General features: G+C 39.6%; 15 protein-coding genes. 4 read left to right on the forward strand and 11 right to left on the reverse strand.

The annotated features are described in order from the left end of the window. Window positions 1-71 precede the first annotated feature (71 nt). The 4 genes from BVH02_RS04995 to BVH02_RS21560 all read right to left on the reverse strand — a co-directional run bounded on the left by BVH02_RS04995 (window position 72) and on the right by BVH02_RS21560 (window position 3,613). Entirely contained in the window at window positions 72-1,310 is a 1,239-nt protein-coding gene (locus BVH02_RS04995) for a hypothetical protein (RefSeq protein ID WP_086499696.1), read from the reverse strand. Window positions 1,311-1,496: 186 nt separating this feature from the next. Next, window positions 1,497-2,468 carry an AAA family ATPase gene (locus BVH02_RS05000; RefSeq protein ID WP_086499699.1) on the reverse strand — a complete coding sequence of 324 codons (972 nt, stop codon included), beginning with the start codon at window positions 2,466-2,468 and terminating at the stop codon, window positions 1,497-1,499. Window positions 2,469-2,823: 355 nt separating this feature from the next. Beyond that, window positions 2,824-3,426, reverse strand: coding sequence for a pseudouridine synthase (locus BVH02_RS05005; RefSeq protein ID WP_394363980.1), 603 nt, complete (start codon window positions 3,424-3,426; stop codon window positions 2,824-2,826). A 10-nt stretch (window positions 3,427-3,436) separates the two neighbouring features. Further along, window positions 3,437-3,613 carry a hypothetical protein gene (locus tag BVH02_RS21560; protein WP_169712833.1) on the reverse strand — a complete coding sequence of 59 codons (177 nt, stop codon included), beginning with the start codon at window positions 3,611-3,613 and terminating at the stop codon, window positions 3,437-3,439. A 142-nt stretch (window positions 3,614-3,755) separates the two neighbouring features. On the opposite strand from BVH02_RS21560, the gene BVH02_RS05015 reads away from it, so the two are divergent. Beyond that, complete coding sequence (locus BVH02_RS05015) at window positions 3,756-4,880, forward strand: amidohydrolase (protein ID WP_086499705.1); 1,125 nt, start codon at window positions 3,756-3,758, stop codon at window positions 4,878-4,880. 270 nt (window positions 4,881-5,150) lie between these two features. Here the strand turns inward: BVH02_RS05015 and BVH02_RS05020 are convergent, their stop codons facing one another. The 3 genes from BVH02_RS05020 to BVH02_RS05030 form a co-directional block, all read right to left on the reverse strand. Further along, on the reverse strand, window positions 5,151-5,930 hold the full coding sequence (locus BVH02_RS05020; RefSeq protein WP_223271806.1) for an NIPSNAP family protein: 780 nt from the start codon (window positions 5,928-5,930) through the stop codon (window positions 5,151-5,153). 770 nt (window positions 5,931-6,700) lie between these two features. After that, the gene (locus BVH02_RS05025; protein WP_086499707.1) at window positions 6,701-9,031 is read right to left on the reverse strand and encodes a M1 family metallopeptidase; all 2,331 of its coding nucleotides are present in this window, start codon (window positions 9,029-9,031) and stop codon (window positions 6,701-6,703) included. Between the two features lie 117 nt (window positions 9,032-9,148). After that, the gene (locus BVH02_RS05030) at window positions 9,149-9,730 is read right to left on the reverse strand and encodes a HupE/UreJ family protein (RefSeq protein WP_086499709.1); all 582 of its coding nucleotides are present in this window, start codon (window positions 9,728-9,730) and stop codon (window positions 9,149-9,151) included. A gap of 83 nt (window positions 9,731-9,813) precedes the next feature. On the opposite strand from BVH02_RS05030, the gene BVH02_RS05035 reads away from it, so the two are divergent. After that, complete coding sequence (locus BVH02_RS05035; protein ID WP_086499711.1) at window positions 9,814-10,305, forward strand: DUF6702 family protein; 492 nt, start codon at window positions 9,814-9,816, stop codon at window positions 10,303-10,305. A gap of 293 nt (window positions 10,306-10,598) precedes the next feature. On the opposite strand, the gene BVH02_RS05040 is transcribed toward BVH02_RS05035, so the two are convergent. The 3 genes from BVH02_RS05040 to BVH02_RS05050 form a co-directional block, all read right to left on the reverse strand. After that, window positions 10,599-12,119 (reverse strand): RagB/SusD family nutrient uptake outer membrane protein, encoded by a 1,521-nt coding sequence (locus tag BVH02_RS05040; protein WP_086499713.1) that lies wholly within the window; start codon window positions 12,117-12,119, stop codon window positions 10,599-10,601. A gap of 27 nt (window positions 12,120-12,146) precedes the next feature. After that, complete coding sequence (locus BVH02_RS05045; protein ID WP_086499715.1) at window positions 12,147-15,242, reverse strand: SusC/RagA family TonB-linked outer membrane protein; 3,096 nt, start codon at window positions 15,240-15,242, stop codon at window positions 12,147-12,149. 494 nt (window positions 15,243-15,736) lie between these two features. Continuing rightward, window positions 15,737-16,288, reverse strand: coding sequence for a 2'-5' RNA ligase family protein (locus tag BVH02_RS05050; protein WP_158093857.1), 552 nt, complete (start codon window positions 16,286-16,288; stop codon window positions 15,737-15,739). 318 nt (window positions 16,289-16,606) lie between these two features. On the opposite strand from BVH02_RS05050, the gene BVH02_RS05055 reads away from it, so the two are divergent. Then, the gene (locus BVH02_RS05055) at window positions 16,607-17,521 is read left to right on the forward strand and encodes a universal stress protein (protein WP_086499721.1); all 915 of its coding nucleotides are present in this window, start codon (window positions 16,607-16,609) and stop codon (window positions 17,519-17,521) included. A 327-nt stretch (window positions 17,522-17,848) separates the two neighbouring features. After that, entirely contained in the window at window positions 17,849-18,520 is a 672-nt protein-coding gene (locus tag BVH02_RS05060) for a class I SAM-dependent methyltransferase (RefSeq protein WP_086499723.1), read from the forward strand. Here BVH02_RS05060 and BVH02_RS05065 read toward each other — a convergent pair. Then, entirely contained in the window at window positions 18,517-20,304 is a 1,788-nt protein-coding gene (locus BVH02_RS05065) for an ABC transporter ATP-binding protein (protein WP_086499726.1), read from the reverse strand. The genes BVH02_RS05060 and BVH02_RS05065 overlap by 4 nt on opposite strands. Between the last annotated feature and the right edge of the window lie 102 nt (window positions 20,305-20,406).

Below are 20,406 nucleotides of genomic sequence, written 5' to 3' on the forward strand. Positions count from 1 at the left end.
TTAGATTGAAAACTTAAGAAGAAGGGAGAATTGACCTTGCAAGTTCTTTCTCCCTTCTCTTGATTGTGTGATTATTTTAGATCAGCTATAGCTCCTGAGGCAGCAGTCCATGACCAAGTGCTAGCGAAAGCTGACTTGTCAGCTCCTACTGTATTTGCACCTTTGACCACACTGGAAGCGTAAGCAGCAGTTCCACCCTTAAATACTGTGGGAATGGTAACGCCATCAGCTAGTGTAGCTTGAAGATTTATGAACTTGAGGGTACCAGCGGCGAAAGTTGCCAGGGTTTTGTCTCCACTTAAGGAAAGGTCACCACGTCCCTCTGTAGTGGCTGGATCAGCGAAGTTGAAGAAGTAAATATTTTCGAAAGTACCTCTTGCTCCATCTCTGAAGTCCCCTAGCTCGGCAACATTATTACCTTTTACAGTACCGTTTTTCAAGGTGTGCGCTGCATTGTATGATCCTTCTGGTCCATCGATTTCTAGGCAGTGATCAGTTTCGCCACCAGCTACTACGATGAAGTTATCCAAAGTACCAGACCAAGCCTGATCTGTGTCCAAAGCATCATCACCTGCATTCCAGATGATCGCATTTTTCACACTTACAGATCCACCGAACCATTCGATTCCATCATCCTGATTTCCGATTACTTCTACGTTTTCGATCACTGTTCCAGAACCTACAGCACCCAGTGTAAGGCCATTGATTTCGTTTCCTTCACCTATGTTTGCACCACCATGACGGATAGAGATATATTTGATGACACCAGAGTTGTCTGCATCATCAGATCCACCATATAGCCCGTTCGTATCGGAAGCTGGGATACCTTCGATTTGAGTTTCAGTGACATCTCCTGCTAGAGACGCTTTTGCTTTACCCAGGATAATCAATCCACCCCAAAGACCAGAAAGGTCAGCCTCAAGGTTTGGAGAAGCAATTTGACCTGGTTTGATTTCGTCAGCTACTGTAGTGAAAATGATTGGAGAAGTAGCCGTTCCTTGTGCGTCAAGTTTGCCTCCTCGAGCAATAATCAAAGCAGTTGCATTAGATCCTGATCCCACTTCGCCTTTCACGATAGTCCCTGGCTCGATAGTAAGTGTGTTTCCAGAAGTAACAGCTATTCTACCAGCAAGCACATAGGTCTTACCAGTCTTCCAAGTAGTGTTGGTAGTAATATTCGTAGTGATTAGCTGTACGTCACCGTTCTCTGGATCGATCGGATCGATTGGTTTGTCATTACCATCAATACAGCTGGTGAATCCAATCACTGCAGCTGAAAACAAGATTAATAGGGAATTGAACTTTTTCATTGAGATTCTATAATTGGTATGGTTTGCCTTATTTGATGATGCAAAGCTGCCTCAATTGTTTCCCTCAAAAGAATTTTTTGAATTACCCTTCTTTTACTAAAAAGCGCCGAATTTAATATTGTATTAACAAAAAGGGCATAAAAAAAGGCTTCTCTCTCGAAAAGCCTTTTTATGCTGGATTAGCAGTTATTTCAATGTTACCGATTTGTTAATCGGAACTTTCTCTAAAAATATTTTTACCAAATCTCTCGTGTTAATTCCATCTGCTTCTGCCTCGTAGTTCAGGATAATTCTATGATTTAGCACATCTTCAGCTATTTCTTTAATATCTTCTGGCAATACATAATCTCTTCCATCCATAAATGCAACTGCCTTGGATGCGAGATTCAAATTGATACTTGCTCTTGGCGAAACACCGAATTGTATGTATTTGGCTTCATCTTTAAGACCATACTGGGCTGGGAATCGCGTTGCAAATACCAACTCTATAATATAATTCTCTAATGGCTCAGCAATTTTCACTGCATTGATCTGATCGCGGATATCAAAGATATCTTGCTTAGAAAGTTTCGCATCTACTTCCGAGCTGAACGACATGTTCGCCATTCTGCGCATTACCTCCATTTCATCGGCTTTGCTTGGATAATCGATGTGAACTTTCATCATGAATCTATCCACCTGTGCTTCTGGAAGAGGATATGTACCTTCCTGATCCACGGGATTTTGCGTAGCAAGTACCAAAAATGGTCTGTCCAATTTGTAGGTAGTATCACCTATTGTTACCTGTTTTTCTTGCATGGCTTCCAAAAGTGCCGACTGAACTTTCGCAGGAGATCTGTTGACCTCATCTGCCAAAATCACATTGGAGAAAATTGGGCCTTTCTTCACTTCGAAACTCGCTGCCTGCTGATTGTAGATCATCGTTCCGATCAAATCCGCTGGAAGCAAATCCGGTGTAAATTGAATTCTTTTGAAATCAAGATGAAGCACTTTGGCGAGTGTATTTACCGTCAAGGTCTTTGCCAAGCCAGGTACACCTTCCAAAAGAATGTGGCCATTGGTAAAAAGTCCAATTAAAAGTCTGTTGACCATTCTGTCTTGGCCGACTACTACTTTCTTAACTTCTTGAATTACGTCTGCTATTTTTTCCTGATGCATGGAATCTAAATCTTTGAGTGCTACTATGGGGAGCCTAAAATAGTGGTTTTTGTCCCAAAGGACAATCTTAAATCTTAGAAGTGGTAATGCCTTGCGATTAAAGGGATTTTATGATTTTTTAAGATGCTTATTTCTCGCAGCGGCGCGGGGATGGATAACCTCGAAGGTTTTGACGGAGAGGCTCCCGCGAAGGCGCAACACTTACATAGTTGAGGCTAAGGAATAATGGATCTTCTTCTATTGAATATTGAATTGGTCATTCTTTGTCCTATTCATGAAAGCGAGAAAACCATCGAGGTCAAAAAAAGGCCTCAATGGATACCTAACGCCGCACCATTGTGCCGCCGCGAGAAAATCATCTAGTTGTCTTCTTAAACCCCGTCAATCCCAGCTTATGGTAAATAGTGGTTTCGTCAATTTCCTGCACTTCACCGACTTTAAATTTATCAATCGTCAATTTCTCCATCGACCAACGTACAAGTCTTAAGGTAGGACTTCCAATTGCAGCTGTCATCTTACGTACCTGACGATTTTTCCCCTCGATCAAAGTCAAAGAAATCCAGGTATCCGGAATAGAAGCCCGATAGCGAATTGGAGGATCACGATCCGGAAGCGTTGGAACTGGTTCCAAAATCTTGGCTATCGCAGGCTTCGTTTTGTAATCTCTCCCCTCCACATTGATCATCACGCCTTGCATCAGTCCTTTCAATGCTTCAGGTTCTGGCGACCCCTCCACTTGAGCATAGTAAGTGCGTTGGTGGCCAAATCGGGGATTGAGGAGATGATGATTCAGTGATTTGTCATCGGTGATAATCAGGAGTCCTTCGGAGTCCTTATCCAATCTTCCCACAGGATATACCTCCTTCGGAAAATCATAAAGAGAAGCAAGCGTCTGCCCCTCTCCTGAAAATTGACATAAAACCCCAAAGGGTTTATAAATAATAAAGTATCTAGCCAAAGTCAAATAATTAACTTCCGCAGCCTATGCAATCGATGCTAGAATCAGTTGGTTTGACCCCGTCACGTTCCATTTTTAGGTTGTGAATTTTGTCACGAACCTCCATATCTGCAAACATGTCTCCGGTGATTTGTGCTTCCAACGCTTGGATTTGCTCGTTGTAGTTTTGAATTTGTAGCTCGCTCATAAAAGTTAGAGTTGAGGGGTTGAAATGATATCCTAAAATAGCCAGTGATCCTGAATAGTTCCTGATCGAAGCTTCATTTTTTTCGTCAAAAATGATTTCAACTGAGCAGTAGAAACTTACCTTCCGAAAATATTTACTCATAATGTCCAGCTCATCACTCCTAGATCTTCGCCAAACACTACATCAAAATCCTGAGATCGCAGGTGAAGAAAGTGCCACAGCAGAGAAAATCTTGGCTTTTTTTGCAAAGCTAAATCCTGATCAGACGATAACAAATCTGGGAGGAACTGGGCTTGCATTCATTTTCAAGGGAAAAAACCCTGGCAAAAGAAGTTTATTCCGAGCAGAATTGGATGCTCTTCCTATTCAAGAAACGGGAGATCCGAGCTATAAAAGCCAGATTACTGATAAAGCACATCTTTGCGGACATGATGGTCATATGACGATCATCTGCGGCCTAGGAGAAAAGCTCGCTGAGCAAAGACCTACGTCTGGAGAAGTAGTTTTACTTTTTCAACCAGCAGAAGAAACTGGAGAAGGGGCACGTTGGATTTTAGATGATTTGCAATTTCAGCAGATCAAACCTGATTTTGCCTTCGCACTTCATAATCTTCCAGGATTCCCTCTTCATCAAGTAGTGACTAGAAAAGGAACCTTTGCAGCAGGAAGTACTGGGTTAACGATTTCTCTTATCGGGAAAACTTCCCATGCCGCTCATCCGGATGCAGGATTAAATCCAGCACAGGCGATTGCCGAATTGATTCAAGATCTTCCCATGCTTCCTGAGAAGCTTAAAAACTTTGCGTTAGTCACTATTATTCATGCGGAGATAGGCAGTTTAACTTTTGGCACAAGCGCAGGAAAAGGAAGTTTAAGCTTAACTATCCGTGCGTTTGACCAAGCTGATCTGGAAAGCTTGATTGAGATGATTACTTCCGAGGCCAAAAAAATCGCTCTTGCTGAAAAGCTTAGCTGTGAGTTCCGCTTCGTGGAATCTTTTGCTGTCTCCAAAAACAATTCAGATGCAGCGGAAATAGCAGAGGACGTAATAAAAAATCTCGGATTAGATATTATGATAAAACCAGAGCCCTTTCGCTGGTCAGAGGATTTTGGACTATTTAGTCAAAGTTGTCCATCCTATCTTTTTGGGTTAGGCGCTGGTGAAAACTGCCCTCAACTACATGAGCCTACTTATGATTTTCCAGATCAGTTGATAGTGACAGGAGTCAACGTTTTTGAAGGAATCGTAAGAGCAATTAATGGATAAAAGACCTTACAGGTTTTGAAAACCGGGAAGGTCAAGCTAAAATCCAGCTTCTGGAAAAAAAGGAAAACGAATAAAACAACAGATTTTGGACAGCAGTCTAATGACTGCATTAATTCATGTCCAAGTCAATAGACTTGAACTAGTAGAAATAGCAAGACAAAGTAATTTCAGGAAAAACAATTGCTCCTTCTGCCAAACCTCAGTGTGCTTTGTGTTTAAAAAAAGACTTTTAAAAGAAAAAAACCGACTCTCGCCGGCTTTTTAAGTGTATTATAAATCTGAATATTCTGCAGGATAAAGTAACCTGGTATCATTACGGGAAACCGTATTTTTATATTCAGCAAGATCTTTCATCCCAGCCCAGTCAGGATCAGCACTGAATGCTTTCCAATGCGCATTTCTAACATCCATGTTTTCATGGGTAGTCATATACATCAGATTAGGCATATTTGCGCCAGCGATTGTCTCTCCGTAGAAGATCGGACTATAATTTAATTTCTCGAAAATGTCCATTTCTCCTGAGTTAAACATTTTAACTTTCTGCTTGTAAAGACGCTCGGTAGCAGCTTCATAACTTCTCAGCTCATAAACTCTATCTTTTTTGGAATTAGTCAATTTGGACTCAGCAAATTTTGGCTGACCCGTCATTGATTGCATGATGGAAGTCTCCATTCTCTTGTATGGAGGCTTATCAAAAGCAGCATTGATGTAAGAACTACCAGAAGTCTGATAGGTTTGATCTTTAGCTAATTTTGCTGCTAAGCCCAATATCCCATCCATGGATTTGAATGGAATAAATAAGTACACTTTTTTGCCAGCATCTGGCTCGCTAGCAATAGGCTTGAAAACGCCAACTTTGGCAATACCATTCCTATGAGCAGCAGGGATAAAAGCCTTCTCAAGGTATTCATCCAGCATCGCTTCTTGCTCAGCGGTCTCGATGTGATAAGTTCTCAGTTCGTAGAAATCTCTTTTTTGCGCAAGCAGATTTGAACTTATGAAAAAACACAAGGCGATAAAGCCCAGTGACATTAGGTTTCTTGTTTTCATTTTAGGTTTGTGTTAGGTTCAATTTTTAAGACAAAGTTAATTTCAGCGACTAAAATACAGTTTCTTCGATAAGGATGAAAGTGTAAATGTTTATCCACAATCTTGCCAATTCTATAATTTTCTTTGCTAGCATTTTGGAAGACCGATGAAGGGTGACCGAAGTAGCGTCAATGCTATCCTTTACCATTCTATTAATCCGCGTTCTATCTTTTACTGGTGCAAATGTGGATATACATAAAATGTATTTTTCATCAATAGATTACTGTTCTCGATATCGCAACCGTTCGTGTCGCACAAAGGATTGAAGAGCTTTCAGCCCAAGAATCCCTATTTATTCAATGCCTACCATGTCCAGCTTCTGGAGAATTAGGACAATGCTAAGTCCTCCGCGTCAAACTCCGCGTACCCTGCGTCTAATAAAAAAGAAAAACATAAACATTAAGAGGCTAATTCCGCTCTTTCAGAGCTGTCCATCAAATTTATTCCTTCTAAACCCCAGCCCTATCGAGCTGAGCTATGTTATTTTGGGCTTTCAGCCCTACACGTATGATACAGAACAAAGTCTTACTTCTGGAGAAGAAGCACATCTTTGTGCTCTCTGGAATATGAATTAAAAAAGGAGCCACAACATGAAGCTGCTACTCCTTTAACAGTCTAGCTTATGCTGACTTGGAAATTAAATTTAAGAAAATATAGGTTTCTAATTGGGTTTTTACACAGAATCTCCGCGGTTAAAAAAAAGAAAAGCCGACTCTCGCCGGCTTTAACTCTTATTGATTACCGTTAGCTTTCTTCATTGGATTGTCACCCGTTGAGGTTCCTCTTGCAGCGCCAGATCCTTTGAATAGCTCAAATCGACTTGGCTGATATTGCGGTGGCCAGTAGTTGCTAGACTCATCGATATCTGCAGTTTCTCTTAGTGGATCAAGGATTATTTGAGTTACTTCTTTTTCTTTTACAAATACCTTAGTAACCTGAGACTCATTCTTTCTCCAGATTTCTACAGGGATCCGGTCTATTTCTGAAGTACCATCTGCATATTGAAATTCTACGATGATTGGCATTACCAACCCACCTGCGTTTTTGAAGGTGATTTCATAAAAATTCAAGTCACTTTCCATCAACTCCTTTTCTTTTGGAGAAAGACTAGCCATGAATTTCCGGTAATTCTCCTCATCTGCTGGAGTGACAGTGAATGGATTATAAGTAGTGTAGAAATCTCTGGCAACCGGATTTGCTTCAATCACTGTTTCTTTGACAGCAGTTCTATTGAAATCTTTGGAAACATAATTTTGTTCCCTGTCAGCTTCTGCTTTCATCGCAGACTTTTGTTCTGCAGGAGTTTGGTTATTCAGTTTGTAAAGCACCACATTCTCTATAGAAATGTCCACTGGCTCTGAGCCATAGAACCAGCCTCTCCAGAACCAGTCCAAATCTACCGCAGAAGCATCTTCCATCGTACGAAACAAATCCTCAGGAGTCGGATGCTTAAACATCCATCTGCGTGCATACTCTTTGAATGCATAGTCAAACAATTCACGACCCATTACCGTCTCGCGCAGGATGTTTAAAGCGGTAGCTGGTTTTGCGTAAGCATTTGGCCCAAACTGAATGATGTTTTCAGAATTGGTCATGATTGGTTCCAAAGTATTCGCTTCACTTCTCATGTAGGGAACTATCATGTGGGCAGGGCCACGTCTTGAGGGGAAGTTTCTGTCCCACTCTTGCTCTGCCATAAATTGCATAAAGGTATTCAAGCCCTCATCCATCCAAGTCCACTGACGCTCGTCAGAGTTGACGATCATCGGGAAAAAGTTGTGACCCACTTCGTGAATAATCACGCCGATCATCCCGTTTTTGACTGCTTCAGAATAGGTACCGTCCGAGTCTGGACGACCATAGTTGAAGCAGATCATTGGGTATTCCATTCCGTTTGCAGCCTCCACAGATATTGCTGTAGGGTAAGGATAGTCAAATGTATGTGCAGAATAAGATTTGATCGTATGTGCAACTACTAGAGTTGAATACTGACCCCAAAGAGGGTTTGCCTCTTTTGCGTAATAAGACATTGCCATTACGTCTTTGCCACCTAGTTTCACAGCCATAGCATCCCAAATGAATTTGCGGGAAGACGTCCAAGCAAAATCACGCACATTCTCGGCCTTAAATTTCCAAGTCTTTTTACCGGTAGCTTTGCCTTTTTCTAGGTTAGTAGCTTCATCCTGTGTACGGATGACCACTGGTGCATCGTAGGTTTTCTTCGCTTTATTCCATCTTTCCAGCTCTATAGACGAGAGAACTTGACTTGCATTTTGAAGTTCGCCAGTTGCTCCGACCATGTGATCAGACGGCACAGTAATATTCACTTCATAATTCCCAAAAACTAATGCAAATTCACCAGAACCCATGAATTGCTTGTTTTGCCAGCCTTCGAAGTCAGAGTATACAGCCATTCTTGGGAACCATTCCGCCATGGTATAGAGGTAATTGCTGTCTCCTTCAAAGAATTCATAACCTGGACGTCCCCCTACATAGCCCACTCTATCGGTTATATTGAAGGTCCATTCTACGCCGAACGTGAAGCTTTGGCCTGCTTTTAAAGGAGTAGGAAGATCTATTCTCATCATGGTCTGATTCACCGTCACTGGAAGTGGATTGCCTTTGGCATCTTTTACCTCCAACACCTTATAGCCAAAATCATCATTTGCCCAAATCAATCCTTCGAGCATACGTAGGGTCATCCGATTGCTGATGGAGCTCTCGGCTGCTTTAGGAGTAGCAGAGTCTGGTCCACGTTGATTTTCTTCCAGTTGCACCCATAGATAAGTAAGCTGATCTGGAGAATTGTTGATGTAGGTAACTTTCTCAGAACCTTTGACAGATTGATTGGCATCATCAAGCTCTACGTTGATTACATAGTTAGCTTGCTGTTGCCAATACATATGTCCAGGAGCTCCAGAAGCTGTTCGATATACATTAGGAGAGCGGAGCATCGTACCGAGCTGCTCAAAGCGCACTGCATGATTTTGCTCAGATTGCTGCGCAAAAGCAGGGAAAATCCCCGTGAATACAAGTGCTGTAAGTGCAAGTAATTTTTTCATATTAAATCCTTTTTTATCAAATCCCTATCTCAATTATCACCTTCAATCAACATTTCTCTGGCAGCATATTTTTCCTTTATTTCATCAGACATCAAGCACCTAGCATCCAACTTCGCATTACCAATATTTTGCCTCAAGCATCAGCATCAGCGCTACCCCAAATACCATCGATGCGACTACGAGTGTCCATTCTTTTCGGCTAACTCCAACTAACCCTACCAAGATAGAAGTGACGAGAAGGAAGATTCCTACGATGATCAGTTGTCCCAGCTCCAAGCCTAGATTGAAAGCCAATAATGGCTCCCAAATACTTGCTTCTTTTCCTAAAAGGCTACGGAGATAGGTCGAAAATCCAAGTCCATGGATCAATCCGAAGAATAATGCGAAGATGTAATTAATAGAAAGTCCTTTACCGGAAGCAGGCTTCGGACGGAGAATGGTAATAAATGCAGTAATGGCAATTGTCACTGGAATTAAAAACTCAATCAACGCTGAATTCACATTGATCAATCTGAAGGTAGCCAAAGCAAGAGTTAAGGAATGACCAATTGTAAATGCAGTGACTAAAATCACGACTTTGCGCCAATCTCTAGGAATAAAGACCGCACAAAGTGCCAATACAAAAAGGATGTGGTCGTAGCCATGGATATCAAGGATATGCTTGAAGCCAAGACGAAAATACAATTCAAATGAATTCATAGAAGGGGCGAAATACTTCTAATGAAGTAAATTGCTCAATATTACGGCATAAATAGCAGAAAAGACAGATTAAAGAACACCAAATGCAACAGATATATTTATACATGATCAGCCTTGGATGGTTAGTATTTGCCCATCCTTTTCACCTTAGTCTGACAGAGATTAAATGGAATAAGGAGTCTGAACAGCTTGAAATTTCGCAGAAGATTTTTTGGGATGATTTGGAGATTGCTTTAAGCGAGTACCATAAAGAGCCCATAGATTTTCTTAATCCTAGCAACCCCCAAAAGCTTAACAAGCAGATTGAAGCTTATCTCCTGACACAAAATAAAATCTGGATTGATGAGATATCAGTTACTGTAAAATTTCTTGGATATGAGATAGAAGAAGATGCTGCTTGGTTCTATCTAGAGTCTGAGAAGGTTAAGGAACCCAGCTCTCTCAAAATCAAAAATACTCTATTGATTAAAAATTTTTCAGATCAAAATAATGTGGTTCAGGTCTATTTTGGATCAAATTCTCCTAAAAGTATCATACTCGGAAAAGGGAAAGAGTCTGGTGTCTTAAGCAAATAGCGAGATACTGGTTTTAAAGTAGAACTGACCCACACTTTGTTTTATTAAAATTTTTCAAACAGCCTACAAATTGTCCTTCTGTTGCTATGCTGGCCTAAAAACATATAAGACCTTTAATGTGTAGAAACCATTGTCGCTAAGCTTCTTTAAAAGTTATTTTTGGCTTGTTTACCTGTTTTTTTCCAATAAATACAGAATGCTATCACTTAGCCTTGCAATAGTTTTACCTAAAAAAATACAATCAAAAAAAAGTCCGACTCAAGGGCCGGACTTTAATATTAGATTTTGAACGATTAATAACCTGGATTCTGCTCGATTGGAGCGGTATTATTATTCTGCAATTCAGCCAAAGGTATTGGCCAAACAAATAGGTTACTAGTATACGCCAGTGAGTGATCCATAGGAATAGTCTTCGATGTAGTGTAGAAATCGATGCTAGTAATAGATCTAGAAGTGGCTTTAGAGGGAATACCAGCCATTAAACCTTCTCCTGATAATCTATGAATATCTGGCCATCTTCTTCCTTCAGCAAGAAACTCAATCCTTCTTTCATTCAAAATAGCGGTAAGAACGTTTTCGCCCAAATCTGAAACAGTATATGCAGGAACTGAAGTAGGTAAAGCACGGCTTCTCACAGAGTTTAGTAAAGCAACAGCTGCAGCAGTATTTGCTCCACCTAATCTTGCATTAGCTTCTGCGGCATTTAATACCACTTCGGAAAAACGCAAAATTGGATTAGGATCAGAAAATGTAGTAGCATCAATGTATTTATTGGTAAAGATTCCCAAAGCGGATCTTGTGGTCAATAAAGTTCTACGTGTATCCTCAGTATTCCAAAAATCCGCTCTCCAGATAATTGGACTTATTTTAACTAGACCTCTTGCCCCAAGATTAGGATTACCATACATGGCTGGCAAAGCCCCATTTGTTCCTGGGTTAGATGTTGCAGAGTTTATGAAAGAGAATATATTATCACTACTTGCACTACCTCTAAAAGGTGTAACGGGGCTAGCAGTAACAGCATATTTAGAAGATACCTTAGCGTACTCAGCCAGCACACCCGGCCAGTCCTTCATGTGTAACTTTACTCTAGATTTCAAAGCAATCGCAGCACCCTTATTTGCTCTAGATGCATTACCCTCTGGTAAAAATCCCTCAGCAGCATCTAGGTCTTTAATAAGTTGCGCATAATCCTCTCCCACAGTAGTTCTACCGACAGCTTCGGCATCAGGTACTTTTGTAACATCATCAATACCAAATGTCCTGTAAGGAATTCCCATAGAAGATGGGTTATCAGAGAATGGTCTTGCAAAATGGATCAATAATTCATGGTGAGCTAATGCTCTCAAGAAAAGCATTTCCCCTTTGTAGGCATTTGCTTTTTCTGTAGTCAACACCCCATTGGTTACTGCTATGTCTAAGTTCTCCAAGATGATGTTCAGTCTGTTGATCATTCTGTACAGAGAGATCCACATACCTGCATTGTTCGCAGAGTTAGGGCTGTACGAATTGTTATAAGTGATCTCGTAGAAGGCCTGATCGTTATACATATCTTCACCTCTTAAATCACCTTGCTCTACGTTCGCAGCGCCAAAAGGATAACCTCTTTGTACTACATCTGAATAAAATCCTCGTTGAGCTGATTCATATACACCAAGTACTGCTGATTCAATTCGAGGTGCAGTGGAGAATGCTTCAGAGTCAGGAATCAAATTGGCGGGAACCAAATCAGTTACCTCACAAGCTGAAGTAAATCCTACTAATGCCGCACCTATCAGCACCATTTTTATATTTTTTATTGCGAATTTTTTCATTTTAATTTTTTATTAGGTTCAATTAATTTAAAAACCTACGCTTAGGCCTAGAGTGTAAGTACGTACGATCGGTGCTACGTTCCAATCAACTCCAAATTGCCTTTGATTAGAATAACTATTCGCTTCAGGATCCAATCCTGTATACTTAGTGAAGGTAAAAGGATTTTGAACCTGAGCGAAAATTCTTGCATTGGAGATAGCTCCACTAAATGCTGTTTCAAGTGCTGCTGCAGGAATAGTATAACCCAAAACGATATTTTGAATTTTCAAATAATCCCCTTTCTCCACAAATCTAGAGTTCGATGCAGAGTTTTGCCACATGTTTTGATCCTGTCCAGAATATAATTTCGGCATGTCAGTAACCTGACCACTTTCAGTCCATCTGTTTAAAATACTTGCGTGATTATTAGAAAAACCTTGACCTAAAAGACCTCTAAGAGATTCATTCATGATGTAGTTTCCACCGGAGAATCTTGTAAAGATTTCCGCATCAAAATTACCGAAAGTAAAGCTATTCGACCAGCCACCTTGCCATTTAGGTAATGTGCCACCCAAAAACTCTTGAGTAGGTCCATTTGTAGCTCTAACAGAAATGTCAGAAGGGTTCGCTGGGTCGTAAGCTCTATAGTTAAGTTGCGATACTCCACCGATGGATTGCTGAAGGTTATATTGAATAATATCATCACCGGAATAATACATTGGATTTCCATTCGCGGGATTAACGCCAGCCCATCTAAAACCGTAAAGTTCACCTATTGAATTTCCAACTTCAGTTCTATTGTAAGTACTTGTGATTGGGCTAATCAAGTTAGTTACTTCATTTTTAATGAAAGTGATATTGAAATCAGTATTCCATGAGAATTTTCCTCTGTTTATGACATTGGAAGCAACTCTCAGTTCAAAACCTGAATTGGTCATCGCACCAATATTTTGATTGATGCTGTTTCCTGGAACTCCCAAAGAAGGGGCTGTAGGAGCAGCTAGAATTAAGCCATCCACATCATTGCTAAAGTAATCTGCAGAAACTGACACCTTACCAATCGTCATATCCAAACCTACGTTCAGCTTCTTGGACGTTTCCCACTGCAAACCTGTATTTGCTATTCTATTGTAACCAATTCCTGCTCCTGCACCACCCAGAACAGGTGCATATCCACCGAATGCTGCGAATGAATCAATATCTGTATTTCCTACCTCTGCATAAGAAGCTCTGAATTTTAAATCAGAAATTAACTCAGAATTAAAGAATGCCTCATCAGAAACTCTCCATCCAACGGATCCACCAAAGAAAGTACCTCGTTTGTTATCTCCTACTAAGTCTGAAATACCGTCATTTCTTAAAGTGAATGAAGCCAAATATTTTCCTTTGAAGCTGTAATTCAATCTACCAAAGTAAGAATCGAAGCCTCTTTCAGTGTAGCTTCCTGAAGAGAATTGGTTGTTATATGACCCTGTTATTAGGTTATTTCTTCTGAAATAATCATCAGAAATATCTGTAGCAGACCCACTAAATCCATAATATTTAGCAAACTGATATTCCAAACCTGCAGTTACATTAAGACTATGGTCTTCTGCAAATACTGTTTGGTAGTTCAAAGTATTCTGCCAGTTCCAGAGGAAAGCTGGATTAGTTGCCATATAGACGCTACCATTAGAACTTCTACCATCACCATGTCTTGCATCTAAAGATTGGAAATCATCCGCCAAGGTCAAATCAACTCCTATTTGGCTTCTTGCAGTTAATCCAGTAGCAATATCAACTTCACCATATGCATTACCTATCACTCTGTGGGTACGGCTTCTGTAAATATTGTTGTCTATTACAAATCCAATATTTGGGATGTTGTTATCCGGACCAGCAAGGTTAGTTCCAAAACCAGTGGTAGCACCATTTGCAGTTATATTATATCCATCAAACGCAGTATTATCTGCATCAAAAATAGGAACGTTTGGCAATGCACGGGTTGAATTGTAGATCGCACCAGAAAGTGAGTTTGATCCATTATTTAAACCATAAATCTCAGTATAAGAATAGGACATAGACATACCTAATCTTACTGCCTTTGATATACTGTGATCCACATTGGCTCTGAAAGAATATCTGCTCAATTCATTAGGACGCACTGCTGATTCCTGATCTGTGAAACCTAGTGAGAAGAAATACTTGGTTGCTTCTGAGCCACCGCTGATAGATAAATTGTGCTGCTGCACAAATCCCTTTCTGAATACTAAATCTTGCCAATCTGTATTAACTCCAGGGTTAGCTAGAGGCGACTGATTAGCATTTGTTCTTTTCTCATTAGCAATAGTCACAAACTCATCACCTGATAGTAAATCAAAAGTTTCTACAGCTTCATTAAAGCCCATAGAAGTGTTATAACTTACTTTTGCTTTGCCCGCAGCACCTCTTTTAGTTGTGATTAAGATCACACCGTTAGCTGCTCTAGATCCATATATGGCAGAGGCAGAACCATCCTTTAGTACTTCAAAAGAAGCAATGTCGGCTGGATTAATGTTCGCAAGTGGGTTGGAAGCGTTCACCGCAGATCTGTCAGAGCTCACTACTGGCACACCATCGATTACAATTAGCGGTCCAGCACCCGCAGTAAGTGAATTCACACCTCTAATACGGATAATAGGCGCTGCTCCCAAAATACCGCTTGGAGTGGTGATCGAGACACCTGGTGCTCTACCTGCTAATTGAGACTCAAAGGAAGGAGAAATCAAGTTCTCAATAGCCTTAGAATCAATAGAAGTAACCGAGCCAGTGATTTCTCTTCGTTCTTGGGTACCATAACCTACAACCACTACTTCGTTGAGTGTTTTGACATCCACATTCATTGTCACATTGATAATGGAAGCGGAACCGATTGGCATTTCCTTAGTTAGGTAACCAACAAAACTGAAAATAAGAGAAGAAGCGTCAGCTGGTACTTGAACAGAATAACTTCCATCAAGATCAGTGATCACACCTTGTGCAGTACCTTTTACTACTACACTTGCACCTGGAATTCCATCTGGCTCTTCTGCCGATGTGACCCTACCAGTGATCGTCTTGCTCTGCGCCAGCACCATCACCAGGGATAGCATTGCGAAGGCAAAGGTTAATAAAACTTTCTTCATAGGTTGAACATTTATAGTTAAGTAATGTTTAACCCAAATATTAATCTAAAGTTTCACATCAAAAAAAGCTCAACTGCCACTAAATCAACCTACTAAAATATAATATTTTGAAATTTTGTTAAAATACATGAATTTCAAAATTTGAACAACTAGAATATCAAGTTAACAGTATTATATTTTTTATTATGAGTTAATCTATTAATTTAATTCTGTTTTTTTGAAAAAGTAATATGATTTTACATACCATAAAACTAATAAGATAGGATCTAGCTAAACTACGAAAGTTGTTTTACTCAATTTTTCCAAATTTAATTTTTTTAAAACTAATAGTTTTAGATAAAAACTACAACATAATATGGAAGCATAAGAAAAAACCAATCCGATAAAAACTATATAATTCTGCCTTTTCTTATTATTACGAAATATTATTTTTTTTATCGTAAATCATTTATTTAACCAATATCCAATTATCAAAAAATCTGCATAAAAATTACTCAACGTTGACCTAATTTTAGATTTTCCAATACTTCCCACCTACCTTCTACCTTTTTCAGAAGTGCAATTGTCGTTACGCTTAGTACTTCATCCAAGTTAGTCTCAGTAGCAAGTTTTAGAATATTCTGAAACTGTTCTTTCTTTATATCCTTGAAAGCAATTGTCATATGGGGATGAAAATTCCGATCACTCAATTCATCAACTAGATTCAACTCACGCTTGCAAAAAGATTTTAACTCACGTTGAAAATCAAATAAATCCGGTGTATCATCCACTCCTAAGTAAATTACTCGTTGACCAAATGTCTTGACACCCCTAATTCTCATAAGCATCGGTCTATAATCTTCTATAAATTCGCCTAGTTTTAAAATCAACTTGTTTTCCTTTGCCTCATTGTAAATAAATGGCATTTTAACGGTAATGTGAGCAGGTGATTTAAGTGCAAATTTAGCCTGATGACGATCTTTGATTTCCACCTTCAGCTTTGTTATGCGCTCCATAACCTTACCTTCAGGCACGACTGCCAAAAAATACTTTTGCATCATTTTCATGTGTATAATTTTAAATTTCAAAGGCCTCATTATACTAGAATATGAGCAGGCCTCTGCCTGCGGCATTTGATTAGAGATATTTGCCTCAGACAGGCAAAATTATATAGTTTTATAATTTTACTCTATTTGACTACCCCTACCGCAATATTTCGGGATACATTCTGGTCTTGCGAATAATTACACATTCAAGGATTTCTAACTCGACCGATTTCATCAGGCTAAATTACCTCGAAAAGGAATTCATCTGGTAAAAACATAAAAACTATTCAATAAACTGAATCAAAGGTTTAAATTAAGGGGAAATAACACCTAACAGCTATGAAGCATTTTTATAAGGCCATGATTGGCCTTGATCTAACTGAGATGGATGATATCCTGATCAAAAAAACGATAGTGTACCTGAAATTCCTCGGAATAGATAAATGCTACTTCGTTCATGTAGCAAAAAATCTAGCTGTACCCGATGAAATTCTGAAAAAGCATCCTGAATTATTGGCTCCTGGAGATGAATCCATCGAAGCCTTAATCACATCAAAACTTAAGAATTTTGATTTTCCTGAAAGTATGGAAATCGAAGTTTTTGCAGAAGAAGGACCACATCCATTGGAAACCCTACTTCGATGGGCTAAGATTAAAGATGTGGATATAATCATTATGGGCAGAAAAGAAACATTGGAAGGAAGTGGATCTATCGCCAAGGGGGTTGCTAAAAAGGCTCCTTGCTCTGTTTTACTTTTGCAGGAAAAAAGACCTCCAGGATTACCGAAGAAAATTATGATCCCTTCCGATTTTTCTGATCACACTGATTTGATCTATACATTTGCCGAAAGACTCTCTGAGGATTTAGGTGCAGAACTTATGCCAGTTCACTTATACGAGGTCCCACATGGATATTCTAAAACAGGTAAGACCTTTGAAGAATTTTCAGAAATCATGAAAGACAATGCACAAGAGGACTTTAACCGTTTTATTCAGAAGTTCAACCACACAGGATTGCAATGCCGATTTGTATTAAATGATGGAGAGGGTCAAGGTAAAGCACTATTGGAAGAAGCTGAAAAGATCGAAGCTGATATGATCTTGTTGGGCTCTAGAGGAAAAACAAAATCAGCTGCCATCCTTTTAGGTAGCGTTGCAGAAAAACTTGTTACCGTGAACAATAAATTACCGATGTTGATCTTTAAAAGGAAAGGCGAAACGATGGGATTCTTTGAAGCACTCTTTAAAGTTTAATAGGACCTAGTTAATATTCAATCAGACAACAATAGCCCTCCAGTTTACCTGGAGGGCTTTTTTTTCGGAATTCAAATTTTTTCTAAAAAATATACATCGAGAAAAATTTAGATAAATGATGGATACCTTACAGAATTAGCTTTAGAACATAAAAGGCTAAATTACTACGAGCAGATCCTAGCAAATTGCTATAAATCCTAAAGAATTCTATCCAGATTGATTTAATTAAAAAATGAGGATCATTTCGACGCTTTAATTAAGCAAAGAGTCATCAATGCTGATTACTTTTGTAATTATTTAATAGCCGAAAAGCCGCTAAGGCAACGCATGAGTTTTATTACGAATTTATTTTCACCTTCCGACAATCCCGAATCTTTGGGAGCCAAATTCAGAAACCAAAGACAAAAAGATTTCGAAGATTTATTTTTTCTAAATTTCTCAAAAGACGATCCTATTCGAGTATTAGACGTGGGTGGAGCTGCCTACTTTTGGAATACGAGCAGACTCCTTTCACTTCCAAATATTGAAATCATCCTCCTTAATCTTGATCAGGAAGAAATTGATCATCCTAAGTTTAGATCGGTCGTAGGAGATGCTACCAACATGTCTGAATTTTCAGATAACAGTTTTGACCTAGTCTTTTCAAATTCGGTGATTGAGCACCTTTACACTTGGGAGAATCAACAAAAAATGGCGAAGGAGATTATTCGTGTAGGAAAAAAGCATTTCATCCAAACCCCAAATCGGTACTTTCCTGTGGAAGCCCATTACGCGATCCCTTTTGCGCAGTACGCCCCTAAGCCTCTGCTTCATTTTTTCTTGACTAAAACAAAACTAAGTCGACTCCAAAAATGGGATGCAAAAGATGCTCAACAGTATCTTGATGAAATCAGGCTATTAGACCAAGAGGAGATGCAAAGACTTTTTCCTAACTCTAAAATGTACCTAGAGAAATTCATGGGAATGATCAAATCAATCTCTGCCCACAATCTATCTTAATCAGCAAATTGCAATCGAACTAAGTTAGCATAGAAACCTTCTTCTCTATTGAGAAGATCCAAATGGGTGCCTTGCTCAACTATTTCGCCGTCGCTGAGCACATATATTCTATCAACTTTTCGGATGGTAGCCAGCCTGTGTGCAATGATAATAGTTGTTCTTCCTTTCATCAATTCATCCAATGCTTCCTGTACCAAATGTTCTGACTCCGCATCTAAAGACGAAGTAGCTTCATCCAATATTAAAATAGATGGATCTTTCAATATAGCTCGGGCTATTGCCACGCGCTGCCTCTGACCACCAGAAAGCTTCACTCCACGTTCACCTACCAATGTATCTAGACCTTCAGGAAATTGCGAAATAAATTGCCAGGCATTGGCTTTTTTCGAAGCCAAAATAATTTCTTCTTCTGACGCTCCTGGCTTTGCATATTCGATATTCTCACGAATAGATCCACCGAAAAGCAACACTTCCTGAGGAACCATTCCTACATGAGATCGAAGGTTTTGCAAATTCCAATCACTGAGTGGGCGATCATCAACCTGAATTGAACCTTTCTGCACGTCATAGAATCGCATAAGCAATTGAATGATGGTAGATTTCCCAGCTCCAGAGTGACCTGCAAGCGCTACTTTTTCTCCTGGATTTACATGGAAAGTCAAGTCTTTAAGTACCTCCATTTCAGGTCTGGTTGGATAATGAAAACCAACTTGATTGAATGCAATTTTGCCTTGAAAATTAATAGCTTTTGTACCTGAAACAGACTCAGGTTCTTCGTCCAATATTTCCAACACACGCTCAGATGAGCCAATTGCTTTTTGAACTTGCCCATAAATATCTCCTAATCCAGCGATAGATGCACCGATAAACGTGGTATATAGCACAAATGAGACTAATTCCCCAACACTCATATCTCCAGAACTCACCAAACTAGCTCCGTACCACATCACCGCCACAATCCCACCGAATAAGGCGAAAATGATAAATGAGATGAAGGCTCCACGGTATTTTGCGGCTCTAAGAGCTACACCAACAACTCTATTCAACCCAGCGCCATATCGCGTAGACTCGAAGACTTCTCCGACGAAAGACTTAACAGTACTAATGGACTGAAGGGTCTCCTCCACAATCACATTTGCGGCGGCGAGTTCATCTTGGGTACTTTTCGAGAGTTTTCGGATAAATTTCCCAAAAAACATTGCAATAACTACCAGCACAGGGAAAGTAGTTAGCATAAATAAGGTCAACTTAGGAGTCATAACCATCAAGAAAATTACACCTGCTACGAGGGTAACAACCTGACGAAAAAGCTCTGCAAGTGTTACCGAGAAGGTGTCCTGCAGCATACTAACATCAGAAGTGATTCGACTTATCAATTCTCCAGTGCGGCGCTGGTCAAAAAATGTCATCGGTAAGCGCACCAACCTCGAGTACAACGCCAGACGAATATCTCGCATGGATCGCTCTGAAACTAGTGAAAAAAGCCAAACTCGGAAAAATGAAAATATGCTTTGTACAGCTAAAATCCCGACCAAAATCAGCGCAATTGAGTTAATATCATTGACTATCCAATCTTCCCCTTGAGCCGTATCGATTAGCTTGCCAGCTACAAAGGGAAATGTGAGTAGGGTAAGTGAAGAAAAAATCAGGAAAATCATTCCTAAAAAAAACTGACCTTTATAAGGCAATAAAAATTGAAAGATGCCTCCCAATTTGCTTAAATTCTGCTTATTCAATTTCCTTTTTTCACTCTCGTCTAAAGCAGTTCCTCTTTTCTTAGCCATCCGTTAATTTTGGTATTACTGCGGCAAATTTAACGCTTTTTATAAGGAATTCTGTAGTAGAAGTGAAAGGTTTAAGATCCAAATAGCGTATTGAGTCAAGGA

This window comes from Algoriphagus ratkowskyi (genome assembly GCF_002150505.1).
Taxonomy (GTDB): domain Bacteria; phylum Bacteroidota; class Bacteroidia; order Cytophagales; family Cyclobacteriaceae; genus Algoriphagus; species Algoriphagus ratkowskyi.